Here is a 16484-nt window from a genome sequence, read left to right on the forward strand (position 1 = left end):
CCGATGAATGGTCCGCAAAAAGCCAAAGCAGTAATGGCGGCGGGACGCGACTGCTTAGTTCGCTTTAGTCCCGTGGTATCTCTGCGTTATATGGCAGACTCTCACGGTACCGACAGCGCAATTGCGCACAAACTGGCTCGCGTGGCGCGTATCCACTTCTCACGCCAGAAACTGGCTGCTTCAGGCCCAAACCTGCCACAACGCCAAGTGTTGTTTGCTCGTTTACTAAAATCTCCAGCTATTGAACTGGCGATTGCTGACGAAGCCAAGAGCAAAAACATCTCGATTGATAAGGCACGTAAAGAAGCCCACGACATCATGGATGAAATCGCTGCCGACTTCTCCTATAGTCTGGTGAAAAACGGCGACCGCATCCTGAGTTGGTTATGGACAAGACTATACCAAGGTTTGCACATCAATAACGCCTCGACTGTGCGTCGTTTAGCGCAAGACGGCCACGAAATTGTGTACGTTCCGTGTCACCGTAGTCACATGGACTACCTGCTGTTGTCTTATGTTTTATACCATGAAGGCATGGTGCCTCCGCACATTGCGGCAGGCATTAACTTGAACTTCTTCCCGGCCGGTCCGCTTTTCCGTCGTGGTGGGGCGTTCTTTATTCGTCGTAGTTTTAAAGGCAACAAACTGTACTCAACCATTTTCCGTGAGTATCTAGCTGAGCTGTTTGCCAAAGGCTATTCAGTCGAGTACTTCAGTGAGGGTGGTCGTTCACGTACAGGTCGCTTACTGCAAGCGAAAACGGGTATGCTGGCTATGACCATCCAAGCAATGCTACGTGGTTTAAACCGCCCAGTAACGCTAGTGCCGGTCTACATCGGCTACGAGCACGTAATGGAAGTGGGCACTTACGCGAAAGAGCTGCGTGGCAAACGCAAAGAGAAAGAAAACGCAGGGCTTGTACTGCGTACTCTGCGTAAACTGCGTAACTTTGGTTTGGGCTATGTGAACTTCGGTGAGCCAATTCAGCTCAACCAATACTTGAACGAGCATGCTCCTGAGTGGACGAAAGACATCGACAGCATGGGTGGTAACAAACCACAATGGATGAATCCTGTGGTGAACGACCTCGCTAATAAGATGATGACGCACATCAATGATGCGGCGGCAGCAAACGCGTTGACCTTGTGTGCAACCGCACTGCTTGCTTCTCGTCAACGTGCACTTTCTCGTGACTCGCTGATCAATCAGATCGAGTGTTACTTAAAGCTACTCAAAAATAATCCGTACTCAAGCACCTCCACTATCCCTACCGAAAGTGCTGAGGAGTTGGTCGATCATGCAATTTCGCTTGATAAGTTCGTGATTGAAACCGATAGCATGGGTGACATCATTTCGCTGGACCGTAGCCAATCGATCCTGATGACTTACTATCGCAACAACATCATTCACTTGTTCGCTCTGCCGTCATTAATTGCCCAAATGCTCATTCGTCAGCGCAACCTTTCGGTAGCCAAGATTCAAGCTAATGTCGCGCAAATCTACCCATTCTTGAAGAAAGAGCTGTTCTTAAGTTACCAAGAAGACGAGTTGGATGAATTGGTCGTTAAAACACTGCATGAATTTGCCGATCAGAAAATGATTAGTCTTGATGGTGATAAGCTGGAAATCAATCAATCGAACAACCAGCCTTTGGTTCTGCTAGGTCGTACGATAACTGAAACGCTGCAACGCTACTCTATCGCGATGAACTTGCTTGTTGCTTACCCTGAACTGGGTAAATCGGACCTAGAGCAGAAGAGCCAAGATATTGCTCAGCGCCTAGGGCGTTTACACGGTATTAATGCGCCAGAATTCTTCGATAAAGGTGTGTTTACCGCCATGTTCAATACGCTCAAACAGCAAAAATACCTTGATAACGATGGTAACTGTGACACGAAGAAAACGCAGCAATTTGCACGACTACTGTTCACTCTGCTTTATCCAGAAGTGAAACTGACGATCGAAGAGAGTATTCACCAACTTCGGTCGTAACCGTTTTACCTTCTTCCAATAAGAAAAAAGGCATCCAATCGGATGCCTTTTTCTATTTCTTCGCTTACCAAAATGCGACCAGTAAACCTATCGCTATCACCATGCCAACATAATTGTTGTTAAGGAAAGCCTTAAAGCACAACTCACGCTCACGGTGACGAATTAAGTGCTGCTGATAAACAAACAATGACGCTGCAATCAAAAGGGTCCAGTAGTAACTTTGTCCCAATTGGTAGAACTGCCCTAACCAAACCAACATCGCGAGTGTAATCAGTTGCAACACGCCAATAATAAGCTTGTCATGACGACCAAACAGAATTGCCGTCGATTTAATGCCAATCTTTAGATCATCATCTCGGTCTACCATCGCATATTGAGTGTCGTACGCAATGGTCCACAAAGCGTTAATGAGGAACAAAAACCAAACAATCAATGGTAATTCCCCAGTTTGTGCAGCCCACGCCATTGGAATCGCCCAGCTAAAAGCCAAGCCTAAAAATAGCTGTGGAATATGAGTGTAACGCTTCATAAATGGATAGATGAACGCCAACACAATGCCAGCGAAGGATAGCTGAATCGTCAGCGGGTTCATGGTCAGCACTAACAAAAACGAGCTGATACCCAAAACCAAAAATAATCCAATCGCTTCTTTTGCTGTCACTTTCCCTGATGGCAGTGGACGTTGCTTAGTACGCTTTACATGGCCGTCGACTTTGCGATCTGCAAAATCATTAATCACGCACCCCGCACTACGCATTAGGAATACCCCCAATACAAACACGATGAATACATCCCAACTTGGCATCCCTTGGGCTGAGATAATTAGCGCCCAAATCGTTGGCCACATCAGTAACAGTGAACCAATCGGGCGATCCATGCGCATCAGTTGCCAATATGCTTTGGCTTTTTCTGCGGACATTTACACTGTCTCCTTAGCGTAAACTGGTGAATTAGATAAGAATAACTCGGCGACTAGCATCGGTTTGTGATTCATCCACAACCTTGAGCGTCGCGCTAACAAACGTCCTTCTGGTACGGCTACCCATCCCATTTGTAAAGAGTCTCGCTCAACGTTATCTGCGCTGAACACTGTTAATCCTAATGGGATATCCCCTTGTTGAGCCAAATCATACTGCTGATCAACTAAGGTTGAACGAGGAATCAATGTCCGCCCAATAACCCAGTTATTATTGTCACCGCACAAAATGACCTCTCTCAGTAAGCAATCTTGTTCGGACAATAACTGGCTTTCGTCCTGTTTTAATGTCGCTGCAGTGACGATCTGATTTTGTAGCAATTCTACCGTTAACGCTTGGCAGTGCTGTTTTAAACGACGTGACAAAGACCCTTGCTCTTCAAGCCAATGCTTGGCAAATTCATTTGGAAATTCGAATTCTTCGGGGTTTTGCCACTCTACTTCCAATAAAGAAGCAAGATAGAGTGATGTTGGCTGATTCATACTAGTATTCAATTGGAGGCTTTATGCGTACAATAAAGCAACAACTTACCGTCCATAGTAATGTATGTAACCGTAAGTTCCGTTATTTGTTATAGACGGCCCATTGTATCAAGACTGAAGCGATTCGAATATCGCGATCCAGAGAAAGAAAAGTTAGAAATATGTACAAACGTTATATAGCCCAAATTATTTTTGCGTTAACCATACTATTCGCCGCACCAAGTTGGGCTGAAACGGAAGAAGCTGGACCTAAGTTGGCATACTTTACCCTAGAGCCTGATCTCACTACTAACTTTTACACCAAAGGCAAAAAGTTAGGTTATGTGCAAGTGCGCATCGACATCATGGTAATGAGTCAACAAGATTTATCAGTTGTTGAGCATCACCAACCTTTGATTCGCGATGCAGTGATTGAATTACTGGGTAAGCAAACAGAAGATACGATTAAGTCCCTGTCTGGCCGAGAAGATCTGCGCAAAACCTTAGTGACGACCCTCAACGAAACACTTTTGCCTGAAACAGGTAAAACCATCATTGCCGATTTGTTGTTTACAAAATACCTTTATCAATAAACCCAAATCCGTTTTGAACATAAAAAAAGACCGCCCTTGAGCGGTCTTTTCATTTCATCTGCTTTAGGCTTGCTGTTGGTATTTCATCTTGCCTGAATCAAACAGCGCAATCGCCATCCCCGACAGTAGCCCAACTAAGTGAGCGGTGTTTGCAATCGCCATAAATGGCTGCACAAAACCAAGAACTAACCATACCAACATAAAGACGATAATTGGCTTGGGTAGCGTAAGGCCTAAATGTGGCAAGCGGTAACCCAATATCCACAAATAACCAAGCAGTGCATAGACCACGCCAGACAAGCCGCCGAAGTTAGCCCCTTCAACATAGAACTGGCCAGCCCCTGAAAGCGCTGCCGACACCACAAAGAGTTGCAATAGCTTACCGGAACCGAGACGACGTTCGATGTCGCCACCCAACTGCCACCACCATAGTAAGTTAAACACGATGTGAGTTACTGAAAAGTGCAGTAACGCATGACTTAGCCATCGCCACACTTGCCATTGTTGCCCCTCAAAAGCCGGGAAGTGCAACAACTTAAACACGCCATTGCCAAAGCCAAACATTTGTAACAAGTAGGTGATGATACAGACTGTCATGATCAGCAAAGTCATGGGGCCAGCTTTCGCTTTGACCATGCTCATGATACTCGGGCTGGAATAATGAAATGTGCTCTTACGAGTATCGGCAACGTCCCACGAGGCGGCGCTGTATTTTGAATCAGACGGGTTAGCAAGGAACAGCTTAAGTTCGGCTTCCGCTTCTATTTCATGCTGGCTATCAGTCAGCCACAGCGCAAATTGCCCATCCCCTTCTGGCATCATTTCGATGTCAATTTGGCGAGAGGCCATATAATCAATAAAGGCTTGCGCCATACGTGGATTATTTAACGTTACCAATCTCTTCATTAACTTCTCACTATCGGTAGTTCTGCTCGATGCCAGGCTTCAAAGCCACCATCTACACTGTACACCTGTTCAAAGCCTTGGTTAACCAAATATTGCGCCGCACCTTGGCTACTAATACCGTGGTAACACATCACTAGAATAGGTTGTTCGAACTCCACTTCATCCATAAACGCAACGATCGTATCGTTAGTTAAGTGATACGCGGACTCGGCATGTGCAACGGCAAACGATTGAGGGTCACGGATATCTACAAGCTTCGCATCACCCTGCTCGAGCAGCGCTTGCGCACCTTGTACATCGATATGCTTAAACTGATCCATTTACTTTCTCATTGTCTTATTAATATACCCAAGCAACCTCGAACCTAACGTACTAATCAGCACCCGTGGTACAGCATAAAATCCATATTTGAAGCTGCTTGGGTATACTGCCGCTATTGTAACCTATCCAACGGCAAACTTAGACACATGGATAATCAGGGTTTTCAAAAGTGTACACATTCCAACCATTTGTGGATAAAGCTGTGAATTGCGTTGATAAAGTGTATTTGGATCTTTTGATCCACAATATGTAGTGATGATCCTGATCTAACTGTGTGTATATCTATAACTATCCCCAGATGGAAAAGTGCTTGAATCCCTTATTTTGTCCGGGTTTCGAACAGTTGATAAATAATTACTTCACAGAGTTATACACAGGTAGCACATAAAATCCGGATCGCAAACGCTATCGATTTTCGATCGACAATAAAAAAGCCGAGATCACATGATCTCGGCTTTCTATGAAAATCTTACTTTCAATTAGCAGTGGAAATTAAAATTCACCCACAGCCAATTTTAGTTTCTTCATTGCATTTTTTTCTAGCTGGCGAATACGCTCGGCAGAAACACCGAACTCATCAGCTAAGTCTTGCAATGTTGCTTTCTCATCATCTAACCAACGAGAACGCACGATGCGCTGACTACGCTCATCCAAACTCGCTAATGCATGACCCAAGCGATTGTTGGTATGCATTTCCCAGTTGGCGGCTTCAATGTTGTCGGCCACATCAGACGATTTGTCTTCTAGGTATAGCATCGGCGCTGTGTAAGCGTTTGAGCTGTCGTCTTCATCAGTTGGCATATCAAAGGTTGAATCCACCGCCGCTAAGCGTGATTCCATCTCGCGAACTTCAGAAGGCTCAACACCTAACTCGCGCGCAACGGTTTCCACTTCACCGTTGTTAAACCAACCCAAGCGCTTTTTCGACTTACGCAGGTTGAAGAACAATTTACGTTGCGCTTTAGTGGTCGCAATTTTCACGATACGCCAGTTACGTAGCACGTATTCGTGGATCTCTGCTTTGATCCAGTGGACAGCAAAAGAAACCAAGCGAACCCCTACTTCTGGGTTAAAACGCTTAACGGCTTTCATTAGACCGATGTTACCCTCTTGCACAAGATCCGCCATTGGCAAACCGTAGCCAGAGTAACCACGAGCAACGTGAACAACGAATCGTAGGTGCGAAAGAATTAGACCTTTTGCAGCCTCAATCTCACCTTTATAGTGTAATCGTTCTGCCAGCTCACGCTCTTCGTCTGCAGTCAGCATTGGGTAGCTGTTTACTGAGCGAATATAGCTATCAAGGCTATCTTGCGTGACTAGAGCCATCGGATACGCTTCTTTTGTCATTCAATTCCTCATCAATCTCTGATCTGGAGCATTACATTGCAATTTAGCTTCGATATCTTGAACTCAAAATGAACAAGTTTCAAGAAGGGGAAGCAATTATCCATAAACATTTGGTCTAAGCAAGGGTTCAAAATTAGCTAGTGCTAATGAAATCCAAGTAATAAGACCGCCATCACTTAAACTGGTTCAATTTCTTTTAAATGTCGTTGCGCAGAAAAGCGCGCCGCAATACATCCCAAAAGACTCCCAATGATGATTAGTAACAAAGATTCATCCCAACTTAGACCAATCAGGCGGAACTGGCTATCGTACAACGCAGCAAGGTCTTCCACCGCACTATTCATGACAATGGTCACTAAAGCCGTTACCAACCACGCAATAGTGGCACCTAACACGCCAAACCACATACCTGTGTACAAGTAAGGGCGCAGAATGAAACTGTCCGTCGCACCGATCAGTTTCATGGTTTGAATCTCTTCTTTATTCGCCAGCACATTAAATCGCAATGTATTGCCAACGATTAAAAATACCGCACCGAGCATCAGCACTGTCAGGGTAATGACAATAATACTCGCGAGAGTTTTGATGGCATCAAGACGCGCTAGCCAGTCTTCGTCAAGTCTCACGTCGGTCACATCTTGTTGCTCTCGAACGTCTTTGGCTAATGACTGAATATCACTTTTTAGCTCCGAATCTGGCGTAATCACCAACACACCAGGTAGCGCATAGCCACTTAAGAGGCTGATAGCTTGGTCGAACCCTGCATATTGGCTTAAATCAGATAGACCTTGTTGCGGTGAAATATACTCTACCTCTTTTACCAAAGGCCAAGTTTCAATTTGATCTTTGAGAACCATCACTCGCGCATCCGGCATACCTTCAACTAAGTAAGCACTAACTTGTGAAGGAGAAGCGACATCTTCCGCTGCCCCCGCAACGTTTTTCCCCAATAGATACAAACAAGCTGGCATGGCAAGTGCCATGGAGATGACCGCTAGAGTCAGAATGTTGCCTAGTGGTCGTTGCCATAAGGCGCTAAAAGAGGATTTAGCTTGTTTTGCGTGGACAGAGAAAAAACCATCGGTATTCGCACGCTTGGCACTGCGGCCTTTCCCCTTCTTTTGGGAGTGCTTGTTACCTGCCATAGTCTTCTACCTCACTTAGGAAGCCTTGGTTCAATTCAAAATGACGATACTGTGGGCGAGTGTTTACTAACCCCACATCGTGCGTGGCAAGTAGGATAGTCACGCCCGCACGGTTAAATTCTTCGAATAGACGCAACACACGGTTGGATAATTCTGGGTCAAGGTTACCCGTAGGCTCATCAGCCACCAGCAACGTTGGTCGATTAACCACAGCACGGGCAATACCGACGCGCTGTTGCTCACCACCAGAAAGTTGACTAGGTAGACAACGAGCTTTATCGAGTAAGCCCGTTTTATCTAACGCCGCAGAAACACGGCGTTTGATTTCGTTTTCAGAAATCGATTCGATACGCATTGGCAGAGCGACATTGTCGTACACACTGCGATCCATCAATAGGCGATGATCTTGAAAAACAATCCCAATATTGCGGCGCAAAAAAGGGATGTCTTTGCCTGGAATACGCGTGATGTCGTGGCCATTAAAATGGATTTTGCCATCGGTTGGTCGCTCTATCGCGCAGATCAATTTCAGCAAGGTACTTTTACCAGCCCCGGAATGTCCACCTAAAAACGCCATTTCACCGCGCCTCAGGTGAAAATCGACTTTTTGCAGTGCTTGTCGACCACCTCGGTAAGCTTTGCTTACTTGCTGAAATTTGATCACCGTTGATTTCCTCTAACTCTTTTTATTCTTCACGACTAAACAGTGCGTCAATAAACTCTTGAGTTTCAAATGGACGCAAGTCTTCGATACCTTCACCCACACCAATGTAACGAATTGGAATACCGAACTGATCAGCGATAGCGAAAATTACGCCGCCCTTGGCTGTACCATCCAGCTTAGTCAAAGTAATCCCGGTTAGAGGGGCAACATCACTGAAAAGTTTCGCTTGGCTAATGGCATTTTGTCCTGTACCTGCATCAAGCGTTAGCATGATCTCATGTGGTGCAGAGTCATCAATTTTCTTCATCACACGTACAATCTTACGCAGCTCTTCCATTAGGTTCGCTTTGTTCTGTAGACGACCTGCTGTATCAGCAATCACCACATCCACACCACGTGCTTTTGCCGCTTCAATCGCATCATAGATAACAGAGGCACTGTCTGCGCCAGTATGTTGAGCAATCACAGGAACATTATTACGTTCACCCCACACTTGTAACTGCTCAACCGCTGCGGCACGGAAAGTATCGCCCGCTGCAAGCATCACTTTTTTGCCTTGAGTTTGGAACTGCTTCGCTAGCTTACCGATGGTCGTGGTTTTACCCACGCCATTTACACCCACCATCAAGATGACGTAAGGCGTTTTGTTGCTATCGATTTCTAGTGGCTGTTCGACTTTAGAAAGAATCTCAGCCATTTCTTCTTTCAACAAACCATAAAGGGCTTCGCCGTCTTTCAGATCGCCACGTGTGGCTTTTTCTGTCAGGTTGTTGATAATTTTTGTTGTGGTATTCATGCCCACATCAGCAATAAGCAGTTGCTCTTCTAGCTCTTCAAATAAGTCCTCATCGATTTTCTTACCGCTGAACAGACCGAAGAAGCCAGCACCAATATTTGCTTTTGTTCGGCTTAGGCTGCGTTTAAGACGAGCAAAAAAGCTTTCTGTTGGCTTTTCTTGTTCTTGAACACGAGGCGCGGCCGATACGACTTCTGGCTCTTCTGCTTCTGCTTCTGCTTCTGCTTCTGCTTCTGCTTCTGCTTCTGCTTCTGCTTCTGCTGGGGCAGCCTCTGATTGTTTCGCTTCTTCTTCAAGTTCTGGCGTTGCTTCCGCTTGCTCAGCAACCGCTTCGGTTTGCTGCTCTTCAGAAGGCGCTTCCACTGCTTCTTCTTTTACTGTTTCTTCAGTTTTTGGTTTTGGGCTTTGTTCTTCGTCACCAAAACCTAGCCACGAAAGTAATCCGCGCTTCTTTTTTTCCGTCATCTGGGGCTATCCTAGATTGTTCTTTTATCTATTAATGACTCTTTTTTGACAAGATTATTATCTGTCTAAAAAAGGCTAATGACAAAGTTCTGAAAACTTTCCGATTAGGTAATTCTAATCTTATTAGTGTTACACTCTGTCATCTTGAATATTCTGGGCTGTATCCAAGCTCCAAGCTCATTGCTTGGGCGATTAGATATAGTATCACTTTATTAGCGGTCAAAAAATCTATGGTAAGACGTCGCCAGCAAAACTCATCACAAAAAAAGCCAACAACGGGCTTTGTTCGCATTATTAGTGGCTTATGGAGAGGCAGAAAACTTCCTGTACACGATGCTGAAGGCTTACGCCCCACGACAGATCGCGTCAAAGAAACGCTGTTTAACTGGTTAGCTCAAGATGTACCACAGGCAAAATGTCTCGACTTGTTTGCTGGCTCTGGCGGCTTGGGATTTGAGTCAGCTTCGCGCCAAGCAGAGCAAGTGACCATGGTTGAGCTAAACCCACAAGCTTTCCAACAGTTACAAAAGAATGTTGCCTCTCTTAACGCGAACAACATCCAAGTGGTAAATACCGACGCACTGAGTTTTTTGAAGCAACCGGGTTCTGCTCACCATGTGGTGTTTATTGACCCACCGTTTCGCAAAGGTCTATTGGATGAGACCGTGGCTCTGCTAGAACAAAATGGCTGGCTCGCGGAAGATGCGATGATTTATATTGAAACAGAAAAAGAACTCAATATTGCCGACTTACCAGAAAACTGGCAATTACATCGAGAAAAAACAGCAGGCCAAGTGAGCTATCGTCTGTACGAACGTACCTCCGCATAACGCCTCGATTTAAAAGGATACTTAAATGAAAGCACTAATTATGCTGGCCAAAGCGGCTATCGCCTTTGTTTGGTTAGTATTAATCCTAAATATTTTTATGCCCTTTCCCGGCAATGCCGCGATTGCGCTATACATCATGACCGCTTTTTTGTTCATCATGCACGGTTTACAAATGGCCATCTTCATTGGTGCATTTGGCGACAAAATAAAAATGAGCAGTTGGGAAAAATATTCAATCCTGATTTTTGGTATTTTTGCCCTACTCGATATTCGTCGTAAACACATGATGTAATCGCTCAGATACGAAAAAGCCGCTCTTGTGAGCGGCTTTTTTTCTGCGTTTCGTTCGTCACCCAATGTAACTTTTTACACCATCCAAGAACATTTGAGTGGAGATCATCACCAGTAACAAGCCCATTAAGCGTTCTACCGCCTTCAAGCCACGTTCACCCAACAAGCGATTAAAGAAGCCATAAAACATCAGTATAAAAAATGTTGCGCCCCACGCAATTACGACTGATGCTGACATTTCCAACATTTTCTCTGGATGTTGCGAAGACAGTAAAAGCAAGGCTGCAATCACTGAAGGGCCCGCGATCATAGGAATGGCCATCGGAACAATAAAGGGCTCCTCGCCTGCTGCCAGTCCAGTGATGCTGCCAGCACTCGGGAAAATCATCTTAATCGCAATAATGAAGAGAATAATGCCACCTGAAATGCTGAGCGTTTCTGGCTGGACATGCAAAAAACTTAAGATGCTTTGTCCTGCAAACAGAAACAACATCAAAATCAGTAAGGCAAACAGTAGTTCACGAATCAATACCTTACGACGACGCTTGGGATCGATATGTTTGAGAATAGACAACACAATCGGCAAGTTACCGAGAGGGTCCATGATTAGAAACAGCATGGTCGCTGCAGAAAGAATGTCCATATTCTGGCCTCACCTAAAAAATGGCGGCCAGTGTATAGCAAACTGACAACATGAGTATATGACTGAGGGCGAAAACACCATAGTCACCCTCGATCTTAGCCGCCGTTTAGTGATTGCAAACTCGCGCCATATTGACCACAAACTTACCTTCAAGCTCACGAATTTTGTCGCGCTTGAGCAAAAATGCTAGTAATGCATCTAAGTCTAGATCATTCAGTTTACAGGTGTGAAAGCGAACGCTAGCACCAAAGTGCTGTGTGAGGGCTTCGCGATCCATTGGTGTTTCTCTAAGTAGGTTTAGCAGCTCGTGAGCATGGATTTCACTCATTATTGACTCCAGTTATTAAGAACAATGCGTTCAGTTTACTGAAATCCTCAAGAGCTGCTTTGACTTAAATTAGTAAATGATTGAGGCAACAATGAGGGCATGAGCAAAAAAGTAACTGCCACTCACCCACAAATAGGCGTGTTTCATCGGTTTTCGATAACCGTGTATCGCGTATGCCAGCGCCGAATAGATGAGAACTAAGGTTCCGCTAAAGCCGATAGCATTGGCGTAACTCGGCACTTGTAACCAAACTTCACCGGCTGCCCAAGCAAGTTGAACCAGCATCATCCCCATGATCACAACAGGGAATACCAGAGAGTCGAGTTGAGGTAGCAACAAAAAGAACGCCACGATACTCGCTGCAAGCAACAGGGCCAACAGCCACCAGACAATCTCACCATTAAGCTGCACCCAAAATGACTTGCTGTAGCATACCTGGGCAACCAGATAAGCCGTAAAATAGATTAGCTTACGAGTTTTAAACGAGTGCAGCGTATCTGCCACCATAGACACAATAAGCCCACCCGCAATCCAGTAGGTATATGTTGCGGATGCACCTTGAGTTAACACCAACACAAGAAGAAGTAGCAGAGTAAAGATTTTAAACACGAGGGATTGTGTCGGGTTAGCTTGCTTTGCTCCCAACACGGAATACACACCTGATAGCCCTATCGCCAGCCAACTCCACATGCAGTATACACCTTTTACTTAAACTCGCCGCTAGTCTAGGTAGACCAGTTTTGATGTAAAGACACAATCTACGAAAGTTGGATCTCGCTAGCGATTCGAAACATTTTGTAACCCTCAGCCTACGTAATAATAAAGCCGATGAGCCTGAATGATGCCACTAAACATTGGGGCCAAGCTTTGCTCATCAGCCGAACCCATCAAATCACACGACACAATAACCAACGCTTTCTAAAACTATTTAACTGAAAAACAGATAAGTGCTCCAGGTAAGCCGCCATTTCACAAACTGACGATTAAACCACCAGGATGTATGTAATGCAGGCAGCAAGAATAAATAACAGACACAAAATAGAAAATAGTCTTAGTAGCGCTCTAAGAGAGGAGAAACCACTGATGACTAGGGGTAAAAACTAAGAAAACCGACCTTAATTCAGTAAAAAAAACATCAGACAAGAAAAGTAAGTCAATGATAAATAAAACCATAATTTCAATAACAGATAAAAGTGCGGACTTCATAAACCATAAAATCACTAAACACTTTTGAAGCCCATATTTTCTCATAAGGTAAGAAAATCTCACTCCATGCTTTCGATTTGACGATGCAACCTCATAGCACATTTTTTAATTTTCTCAATTTTTGAGAAATACAGACAAAATAAACACCCAACATACCATTCGAAACAAAAAACAATTACAAAGCCAACACCACAAACCATTTAACATTATAAAATCATACACTTAAAACAAAAAAGGATAGAAATAAAACAATGTGAACACTTTAAATACAGCACAAAAAACATAGTTTCATTAGTCAGAATCACGTAAAACCAGACAAGTTAAGTGTGGTTTTTGAAAAGATTAACGAGCATATGTTGATCAAACCCCAAAAACAGTGCTATATTAAATTCATCGAGTTCATCAAAGATTAAGGGGTAGTGTTATGATTTCATCTTCTCAAAAACAAGGGCTGGTTATGATTGCAGTGGTTGTGGGTTTAATGACACTGCCAATGATGTACTAACCCAATGATTTAAAATAAAAAAGGACGCAAATGCGTCCTTTTTTATTTATCTGTATAGCTCTACTGAATGTGCTTAGACAAAATATCCCAGTGCATATAGTAGAAACCAAGAGCGGCCAGCGTAATCAACGTCATTAGCAAAATTGCTGTACGCCAAATAAAGCGAGAGCTTCTTGGTGTCAGCTCTTTTTCACAAGCATCACATGCCGCCATAAAGCCTTTACGATCATCCAGCTTGTAATCGTCTTCGTGCACCACTTTGTTACGCACGGTTGCGATGAATCGAAGCTTTGCTATCACGTCATGCGGTAAACGTTCTTCACAACTATTAATAAGTTGGTGCAACCCTTTCCCTTCTGCATGGTACTGAGTACGCAAAAGTTTTTCGATCGTTCGGGTACGCATGACTACTTTTTCAATATCTGACATCGTAACCCTCCTTACCAGACCCTTCCTATGTTCATTATTTTTATTCTTCTATAAATTTAGAGCTTTTTCGAGCCGTTAAGTGCAATTTTACTTTCAATTTGTGCCCTTGAGCTCATATAGCCAGACAAGTGAAAGCTGCTTAGTTCAGCTTTAGTGACGTAGCTTACAGATGAAGCAACAATTTCATCGCGTCCCCATTGAGATAAACCGTGAAGTGCGCCGAATAAAATTCATGTCCCTTTCATTAGATTATGAATAAGTTACCTCAACTCATCGTTTCGTCAGCGAGTTCTGTAGAATGGGACCCGATAAAACATTGGAGGTTAATATGCCAATCTCACTTATTTTCGCCCTATTCGCCCTTATTGCCTTGGGCGCGTGGGTGTTTTTCCGTTTTTATAGTAAGCACTATGTGGGCGAAGACGCTCCAGAGCAAAGCGCGCAGGTAACGGTTTTAGATAAACAAGCGATAGACATACCAAACGCACCACCAGGTCAAGACGATCAAGAGTATTGGATTTACGTTCAACGTGGTTCTATCGGTCCAAAGCGTGAATTCCAAATTGGAGTGCATTACTACCATGCACTCAACCCTGGAGATAAGGGAACACTGACCTATCGCGGCAACAAGTTCCTTCACTTCGCTATCAAACGTTAAGGCAGTAACCAACGAGTCTTGGCAGAACGAGAAAAGAGATAGCTCATCGCTAAGGCTCCAGATCCACTAAGAACGATCCAGACTGGAATCACCCAAGCAGGATGTCCTGTGTACCAACCGAACTCTTTCATCGGCCATAAGAAAATAGGGTGAAGTAAGTAAATCCCCAAGCTGTGCTGACTGATCACACTGACCGCTTTTTGTACTTTTGGTGATAAGCCTTCACCAAAGTAACGCCCGATCATAAAAATCATCGAAGCCGCTAGAATCACATTCAGTGTTTTATAAGAGAGCCAGCGCCCAACCGTATACTTCTCCGCCTCTAAGCTATTTGTCACAACCATCGTAAAGGTCACTGCCAACGCCACGAGTCCTAGCCCAACAAATAAGGTCACCATAGAGCGATTCAAAGGTACCTTTTGAAATAAAACATACCCCAGTGGAAGGTAACCCATATAAAGCCACATCTGATTACTCCAAGGGCCATCAATCTTGAACAAGAACAGAGTGCTGGTGAAAAGCCAAAATGCGAGATAGGTATACAAGACGTTGTCATCCACGTTGCGTACCATCCATTGAAACAGCGGAATCACAAAATACAGTGGTATAAAGTAATAGAAAAAGCCGAGATGGTAATACGTTGCGTGGAATGGGCTATTGCTTAATACCTCTTTTACGGTTTCAAAATCAAAGCCTTGAGAAGTCCAGCCTGAAAGGTATGCATAAAACATCGACCAAATAAGAAATGGAACTAAAACTTTGCCCAAACGCCTTTTGATATAATACTTACCGTCAAATGGTCGAGTGTCACTGAGCATTAGCGCTCCGGTGATCAAAATAAAAACTGGCACTGCCCAGCGGGTTACGCTATTCACGCCTACCGCTGTCAGCCATTGGTCAAATGGAATCACTCCTAACTCATTTCGATACGGTGCCAAGACGTGAATGGCGATCACTGCTACCGCTGCGAAGCAGCGCAATAAATCAAAAAACAGAACCCTTTCTCTCATACCTTTCCCTACTTTGAGTCGCTTATCGTTTATAGCATAGGGTAAATCTCAACCAGTGAAATAGTTAACAATCTGTTTTTGCTTATTTTTAACTCAACAATGACCTACAACGGGGATTTCATCACCACTCTAATCACTTAACGAGAACCAAAAACCAAGCATCAGTATTCACTCTCGATGCCAAACCGAAACAATCTGATTACAGCAAACGGCGCATAAGAAACAAAAATGGCTCCGATTTGGAGCCATTTATACCATCTACAGATAGCGATACTGGGGGTAGTTACGCAGTAGCAACATTAGCTTTTGGCAACTTAATTGAAATCAGCGTCGTCAGTGCCAAGAAAGCAAAAGAAACCCATAAGCACGCTGCAAGACCAGCCTCTTGGTAGATCCAACCCGATAATACCGTGCCAATCAAACGTCCCATCGCATTGGCCATGTAGTAAAAACCGACATCCAACGAGACGCCATCGCCTTTAGCGTAGCTCACTATCAAGTACGAGTGCAGCGAAGAGTTAATGGCAAACACAGCGCCAAAAATCATCAAACCTACCACAATCACCAATTCAGGCTGCCAACCGATTTGCACACCATAAGCAATACCAGCCGTAATTAACGCTAGGATTCCTGCCCACACCAATGCAGCACTACCATCAGGCACACGACCTTGCGCTTTGCCAGTAATACGCGGCGCAAAGCCTTGCACAAACCCATAAGCAATAACCCACGCTGCGAGAAAGCTACCAACCCACAAGTGATCCCAGCCAAACACGCTACCAAGATAAATAGGCAGAGCGACCACAAACCACACATCACGCGCCCCAAACAAGAACATGCGAGCTGCGGATAAAATGTTTATCGATTCAGACTTGGAGAATATTTGGCGAAACTTAGGTTTACTCTTTGCTTTA

Annotated in this window: 18 protein-coding genes and 1 pseudogene; 5 read left to right on the top strand and 14 right to left on the bottom strand. The window is 44.4% G+C overall.

The features are described from left to right. On the top strand, positions 1-1992 hold a 1992-nt coding region (plsB, locus tag IQR33_RS30255; RefSeq protein ID WP_193844287.1), incomplete at its 5' end, for a glycerol-3-phosphate 1-O-acyltransferase PlsB. A gap of 64 nt (positions 1993-2056) precedes the next feature. On the opposite strand, the gene ubiA is transcribed toward plsB, so the two are convergent. Together ubiA and IQR33_RS30265 are read right to left on the bottom strand one after the other, a co-directional pair. Then, complete coding sequence (gene ubiA / locus IQR33_RS30260; protein WP_005378684.1) at positions 2057-2911, bottom strand: 4-hydroxybenzoate octaprenyltransferase; 855 nt, start codon at positions 2909-2911, stop codon at positions 2057-2059. Continuing rightward, positions 2912-3451 (bottom strand): chorismate lyase, encoded by a 540-nt coding sequence (locus IQR33_RS30265; RefSeq protein ID WP_005378686.1) that lies wholly within the window; start codon positions 3449-3451, stop codon positions 2912-2914. It lies immediately after the preceding gene. A 161-nt stretch (positions 3452-3612) separates the two neighbouring features. On the opposite strand from IQR33_RS30265, the gene IQR33_RS30270 reads away from it, so the two are divergent. Further along, positions 3613-4023 (top strand): flagellar basal body-associated protein FliL, encoded by a 411-nt coding sequence (locus tag IQR33_RS30270; RefSeq protein ID WP_005378687.1) that lies wholly within the window; start codon positions 3613-3615, stop codon positions 4021-4023. Positions 4024-4086: 63 nt separating this feature from the next. On the opposite strand, the gene glpG is transcribed toward IQR33_RS30270, so the two are convergent. The 6 genes from glpG to ftsY all read right to left on the bottom strand — a co-directional run bounded on the left by glpG (position 4087) and on the right by ftsY (position 9670). Continuing rightward, positions 4087-4929, bottom strand: a complete 843-nt coding sequence (gene glpG / locus IQR33_RS30275; RefSeq protein ID WP_193838024.1) for a rhomboid family intramembrane serine protease GlpG — start codon at positions 4927-4929, stop codon at positions 4087-4089. After that, positions 4929-5249: a thiosulfate sulfurtransferase GlpE gene (gene glpE / locus IQR33_RS30280; protein ID WP_005378691.1), complete on the bottom strand. Its 321-nt coding sequence runs from the start codon at positions 5247-5249 to the stop codon at positions 4929-4931. The genes glpG and glpE overlap by 1 nt, the downstream gene beginning before the upstream one ends. Before the next feature lie 493 nt (positions 5250-5742). Continuing rightward, complete coding sequence (gene rpoH / locus IQR33_RS30285; protein WP_005378693.1) at positions 5743-6600, bottom strand: RNA polymerase sigma factor RpoH; 858 nt, start codon at positions 6598-6600, stop codon at positions 5743-5745. Between the two features lie 176 nt (positions 6601-6776). Beyond that, positions 6777-7745 carry a permease-like cell division protein FtsX gene (gene ftsX / locus IQR33_RS30290; protein WP_005378695.1) on the bottom strand — a complete coding sequence of 323 codons (969 nt, stop codon included), beginning with the start codon at positions 7743-7745 and terminating at the stop codon, positions 6777-6779. Continuing rightward, positions 7735-8409, bottom strand: a complete 675-nt coding sequence (gene ftsE, locus IQR33_RS30295; protein ID WP_005378697.1) for a cell division ATP-binding protein FtsE — start codon at positions 8407-8409, stop codon at positions 7735-7737. The genes ftsX and ftsE overlap by 11 nt, the downstream gene beginning before the upstream one ends. Positions 8410-8431: 22 nt before the next feature. Next, on the bottom strand, positions 8432-9670 hold the full coding sequence (gene ftsY / locus IQR33_RS30300) for a signal recognition particle-docking protein FtsY (RefSeq protein WP_086047095.1): 1239 nt from the start codon (positions 9668-9670) through the stop codon (positions 8432-8434). Between the two features lie 230 nt (positions 9671-9900). On the opposite strand from ftsY, the gene rsmD reads away from it, so the two are divergent. Together rsmD and IQR33_RS30310 are read left to right on the top strand one after the other, a co-directional pair. Then, entirely contained in the window at positions 9901-10500 is a 600-nt protein-coding gene (rsmD, locus tag IQR33_RS30305) for a 16S rRNA (guanine(966)-N(2))-methyltransferase RsmD (RefSeq protein ID WP_005378702.1), read from the top strand. Between the two features lie 25 nt (positions 10501-10525). Continuing rightward, positions 10526-10792: a DUF1145 domain-containing protein gene (locus IQR33_RS30310; RefSeq protein ID WP_005378704.1), complete on the top strand. Its 267-nt coding sequence runs from the start codon at positions 10526-10528 to the stop codon at positions 10790-10792. 57 nt (positions 10793-10849) lie between these two features. Here IQR33_RS30310 and IQR33_RS30315 read toward each other — a convergent pair whose 3' ends face one another. The 4 genes from IQR33_RS30315 to IQR33_RS30330 form a co-directional block, all read right to left on the bottom strand. Then, complete coding sequence (locus tag IQR33_RS30315) at positions 10850-11434, bottom strand: YhgN family NAAT transporter (protein ID WP_005389671.1); 585 nt, start codon at positions 11432-11434, stop codon at positions 10850-10852. A gap of 106 nt (positions 11435-11540) precedes the next feature. Next, on the bottom strand, positions 11541-11762 hold the full coding sequence (locus tag IQR33_RS30320; protein ID WP_005378711.1) for a YecH family metal-binding protein: 222 nt from the start codon (positions 11760-11762) through the stop codon (positions 11541-11543). A gap of 69 nt (positions 11763-11831) precedes the next feature. Further along, complete coding sequence (locus IQR33_RS30325) at positions 11832-12452, bottom strand: lysoplasmalogenase (protein ID WP_005389670.1); 621 nt, start codon at positions 12450-12452, stop codon at positions 11832-11834. A 1081-nt stretch (positions 12453-13533) separates the two neighbouring features. Then, entirely contained in the window at positions 13534-13902 is a 369-nt protein-coding gene (locus tag IQR33_RS30330) for a hypothetical protein (RefSeq protein ID WP_005378717.1), read from the bottom strand. A gap of 328 nt (positions 13903-14230) precedes the next feature. Here IQR33_RS30330 and IQR33_RS30335 point away from each other — a divergent pair, with 328 nt between their 5' ends. Continuing rightward, entirely contained in the window at positions 14231-14560 is a 330-nt protein-coding gene (locus tag IQR33_RS30335) for a DUF2500 domain-containing protein (protein ID WP_005378719.1), read from the top strand. Here IQR33_RS30335 and IQR33_RS30340 read toward each other — a convergent pair. Together IQR33_RS30340 and IQR33_RS34900 are read right to left on the bottom strand one after the other, a co-directional pair. Further along, positions 14557-15570: an acyltransferase gene (locus IQR33_RS30340; protein ID WP_017821298.1), complete on the bottom strand. Its 1014-nt coding sequence runs from the start codon at positions 15568-15570 to the stop codon at positions 14557-14559. The two genes, IQR33_RS30335 and IQR33_RS30340, sit on opposite strands and share 4 nt — an antisense overlap. Before the next feature lie 283 nt (positions 15571-15853). Beyond that, a pseudogene (locus tag IQR33_RS34900) lies at positions 15854-16484 on the bottom strand (MFS transporter); the annotation flags it as partial.

The sequence above is a fragment of the Vibrio sp. OPT46 genome (assembly GCF_015163535.1).
Classification (GTDB): Bacteria; Pseudomonadota; Gammaproteobacteria; order Enterobacterales; family Vibrionaceae; genus Vibrio; species Vibrio alginolyticus.